Raw genomic sequence first — 3,960 nt, 5'->3', positions numbered from 1 at the left:
AAAGCAAGTCATGAAAAATATTTGAAAGTTGCTATGGGGAAAATTGAACATAAAGCAGAGAAAGAAACTTTAAATAAAGCAGACTTTGCTGTTATAAAGGCATATGCCAAAGAACATCCAGAAGACGATATCCCGAAAAGTATATTGAAATATATAAATGACAATAAAGACAGTATTAAAAGAGATATAGGATTAGATATTACGTCAACACTTTTAGAGCAAGGCGGTATAAATGCAAGTAAATTCGGTGTATTTATCAATACAGCAGGTGGAGTGAAAGGCCCAGCAGGTCCAAATTCATTTGTGGAAGTCAAACGTACATCAGGTAATGTGTTTATAGAAAATGGTAGTAAATTTGCAAAAGGCGGAAAATACCTAGGTAAAGGTGTTGCTGGTGTAGGATTTGGTATAGGTATGTATGATGACCTTGCAAATGATGATAAAACATTTGGAGAGGCGTTGTCGCATAATGGTATGACGCTTGCAGCTGGATCTGCAGGGACAGCAGTTGGAGCTGGATTAGCGACTTTTGTTTTAGGAAGTAATCCAGTAGGATGGGTGATTTTAGCAGGTTTGGCTATGAGTACAGTATTTGCATTAGGAACAGATTTAATTTATCAAAATAATATTTTTGGATTAAAAGATAAAGTAGACTGGGTAGGGCATAAAATCGATAATAGTATAGATGTTGTTAAAAAAACTACAGAAAAATCCATGGATAGTGTTGGGAATGCTGTTAGTGAAGCTAAAAATATTATTAGCAATCATATAAATCCAATGAAATGGGCGTGGTGAGTTTTGCTTTTTAATGTTAAGGTTATTAATAAAAATCCGAGATATAAAGTCGTTCAATATAATGATGAGTATTTGTTAATTGATTTAGTAAGTACTTGGCTTGTATACTTTTTTCCTTTTATTAATTGGTTCATTCCCAAAAGGTATGCAAAACTTAGTGAGAAGGAACTTGAAAATTTAAATGTTGATAAACAAAATAAAAATAATATTTTCTGGCCAGTTACTGGTAGTTCGTTTTTATTTGTAGTTATTTTACGGAAATATGTACATACGTTTGAAGTTCAATTAGATAATAAGATTTTAATATCTTTATGTTTTATAGGATTTATAGGTATTGCAGCATTTTACATTTACTTAAATAAAAAGCTTAAACTAAAGATATATGATGATAATCTAGATAATGAAAATAAGGTTATATTAGTGCCTACTTTTAAAGATGGAAGTTTTATAGTTTTCACATATCTATTATTAGGAGGTTGTTCCATATTATTTTTAATATGGCTAATGACTATAAAACCTCAAAATCTACTGGTATTTATTATGTGGATTATTATTACAATTTTTTTCTTTCTAATAAGCATGGGCTCAATTAGTAATAAAAAGGTTTATGCCAAACTTAAAAAGCAATAGTAATTACTAAACTTAGATTGTAGTTCGTAAGTTAAGTAATAAACAGGAAAATAGTATGTTACTAAAATACAAAACACTTATAAAGTATCTGAAAGTGTATTAGATATAAAACCAACGAGACGGAAGTGGTAAATTTTGCTTTACGAATCTAATATTATTAACAAAAATCCCAGATATAGAATTATTAAATATAAAAACGACTATCTGATGATTGATTTAGTAAGCACATGGTTAGTTTTGTTCTTTCCGTTTATTAATTGGTTAATCCCAAAAAAATATGTCCAAATCAGCAGAGAAGAGTTTGATAATTTAAATATTGTTAAACCAGTTAAAAATAAAGCTTTATGGCCAGTTATAGGTAGCATACTTTTATTTGGCACTATGTTTAGAGATAAAATATATATACCTGATTCTCATTTAGAAAAAAATTGCGTTATTATCATTTGTTCGGTTTTATTATTAAGTATTCTAGTGTTTTATATATATTTAAATCAGAAAGTAAAGTTATCTATCTATAATAATCGGAGTAGCAATGGAAAAATTATGATTTTTCCATCATTCAAGAATCTTTGCTTTGTACTATTTTCTTATTTTTTCTGTGGTGGATTATCAATCATGTTCTTAGATGTTTTGATTAGTTTATCTATCCAAAATATTATAGTATTTATTGCTTGGGTTATTATGACAATGCTATTTTTCTTTATAAATATGTCTTCAATAATAGACAAAAAGATTCATGTTATATATTTAAGGTCATATAAATATTAATTTTGATACAAAAGGGCACAAGTGTTTTGAGAAACAGAAACGATAATATAGCTGTGTGAATTTGTTATTAATAGGAAGTGATAATTATTGCTTTGTGAAACCGAAATTATCAATAAAAATCCGAAATACAGAGTTATTAAGTATGATGATGAGTATTTAATGGTCGATGTAATAAGCACTTGGCTTGTATACTTTTTTCCATTTATTAATTGGTTCATTCCAAAAAGGTGCGCCAAAATTAGTAGAGAAGAGTATGAAAAACTGAACACTGTTAAGCCAGTTAAAAATAAAAATTTTTGGCCTGTTGTAGGAGGAACAATCCTACTAGGTGCTACTTCCAGAAAGTACATACACTTACTTAATATTCAATTAGAAAAAAGATCGGTTATATTTATATGCTTCGTTGTATTTCTATGTATTTTAATCTTTTTTGTGCTTCTGAATCGAAAATTAAAATTGAAAGTTTTCGATAATAAAAAAGAAGAACAAAAAATAATTTTAGTACCAACATTAAAAAATGCTGTTCTTATATTATATGGCTATTTGTTGATTGGAGGCATGTCAATATTAGCTTTAAGCATGTTGCTGACATTAGAAAACCAGAATTTAATAACTTTTATAGCTTGGGGTATGGGGTTAATGTTGTTTTTCTTGATGAATATAACACTCATTGTCAATAAAACAGTCAAAGTTATAAAAAGGTGAATAAATAACTAATTATATTGTATTGGCCGTTCTTCAAATAAAAAATAATTTGAATAAGGTGGAAGTGATAAACAGTGCTTTGCGAATCTAGAGTCATTAATCAAAACCCTAAATATAGAATTATTAAATACAATAATGAATATTTCATGGTTGATTTAGTAAGTACTTGGATTGCTTATTTTTTGCCCATGATTAATTGGTTTATTCCCAAAAAGTACGCGAAAATTAGTAGAGAAGAATTTGAAAGTTTAAATATTGTCAAACCCGCTAAAAATAATACTTTCTGGCCTGTTGCAGGATTTGCAGTGTTATTAACAACCTTAACAAGAAAATATATCTATTTGCTTAACATCCATTTAGAAAAAGAAATAGTTATATTAACATGCTGTATGATACTTCTAGGTGTTTTCGCATTGTTTATATATATAAATACAAAATTGAAGTTACATATTTTTGATAAAAATAAAAGTAATAACGAAAAGATCATATTAATACCTACATTTAAAAATATTTGTTTATCCTTATTTGCTTATATATTATTTGGTGGATTGTCAACAATGGCTCTGAGTATGTTAGTAACTTCATCCCCTCAAAATATAATAGAATTTCTTGCTTTAATTGGCATGACTGCATGCTTCTTTCTACTGAATATGTCATCGGTTCTAGATAAAAAAATTCATGTTATTTTAAAAACAAATAAGTAGTAAAATTGATTAACTTAGGTAGTATCGGATACTTAAATGTTGGTTCATAAAAAGCAATGATTTTAAATCGAGGAGCTATCTTAGAACAGGGAAATAAAACAGCCAAAGTTATAAAAAGTGAATTAATAACTAATTATATTATGTTAGCCACGCTTCAAATAAAAAATAATTAGAATAAGGTGGGATTGATAATCAATGCTATGCGAATCTAAAATCATCAATAAAAACCCCAAATATAGAATTATTAAATATAATGATGAGTACTTAATGATCGATATAATAAGCACTTGGATTAGTTTATTTTTTCCTTTTATTAATTGGTTCATCCCCAAAAGATACGTCAAAATTAGTAGAGAAG

6 protein-coding genes and 1 pseudogene are annotated in these 3,960 nt (G+C 27.8%); all 7 read left to right on the top strand.

Annotated features, from left to right (window positions below; all coding sequences use genetic code 11):
* Nucleotides 1-795 (top strand): annotated as a pseudogene (locus IDG60_RS08300) (T7SS effector LXG polymorphic toxin); the annotation flags it as partial.
* A 3-nt stretch (nt 796-798) separates the two neighbouring features.
* Nucleotides 799-1,425, top strand: a complete 627-nt coding sequence (locus tag IDG60_RS08295; protein ID WP_000898606.1) for a DUF443 family protein — start codon at nt 799-801, stop codon at nt 1,423-1,425.
* 135 nt (nt 1,426-1,560) lie between these two features.
* A complete protein-coding gene (locus tag IDG60_RS08290) occupies nt 1,561-2,193 on the top strand; it encodes a DUF443 family protein (RefSeq protein WP_000965161.1) in 633 nt (210 codons plus the stop codon).
* A gap of 87 nt (nt 2,194-2,280) precedes the next feature.
* Nucleotides 2,281-2,898 carry a DUF443 family protein gene (locus tag IDG60_RS08285; RefSeq protein WP_000882168.1) on the top strand — a complete coding sequence of 206 codons (618 nt, stop codon included), beginning with the start codon at nt 2,281-2,283 and terminating at the stop codon, nt 2,896-2,898.
* A gap of 74 nt (nt 2,899-2,972) precedes the next feature.
* On the top strand, nt 2,973-3,602 hold the full coding sequence (locus IDG60_RS08280; protein ID WP_000882146.1) for a DUF443 domain-containing protein: 630 nt from the start codon (nt 2,973-2,975) through the stop codon (nt 3,600-3,602).
* A gap of 56 nt (nt 3,603-3,658) precedes the next feature.
* A complete protein-coding gene (locus IDG60_RS08275; RefSeq protein ID WP_001788281.1) occupies nt 3,659-3,775 on the top strand; it encodes a hypothetical protein in 117 nt (38 codons plus the stop codon).
* 22 nt (nt 3,776-3,797) lie between these two features.
* A partial coding sequence (locus tag IDG60_RS08270; RefSeq protein ID WP_206160613.1) for a DUF443 family protein occupies nt 3,798-3,960 on the top strand: 163 nt, incomplete at its 3' end.

The organism is Staphylococcus sp. EG-SA-2, assembly GCF_017152085.1.
Note: the sequence above shows the minus strand (reverse complement) of the source record. Positions and strands in the feature narration are given on the sequence as shown.

Excerpts from the sequence above, each read along its gene's own strand:
- IDG60_RS08275 (WP_001788281.1), top strand. The coding sequence starts at position 3,659 with ATGATTTTAAATCGAGGAGCTATCTTAGAACAGGGAAATAAAACAGCC.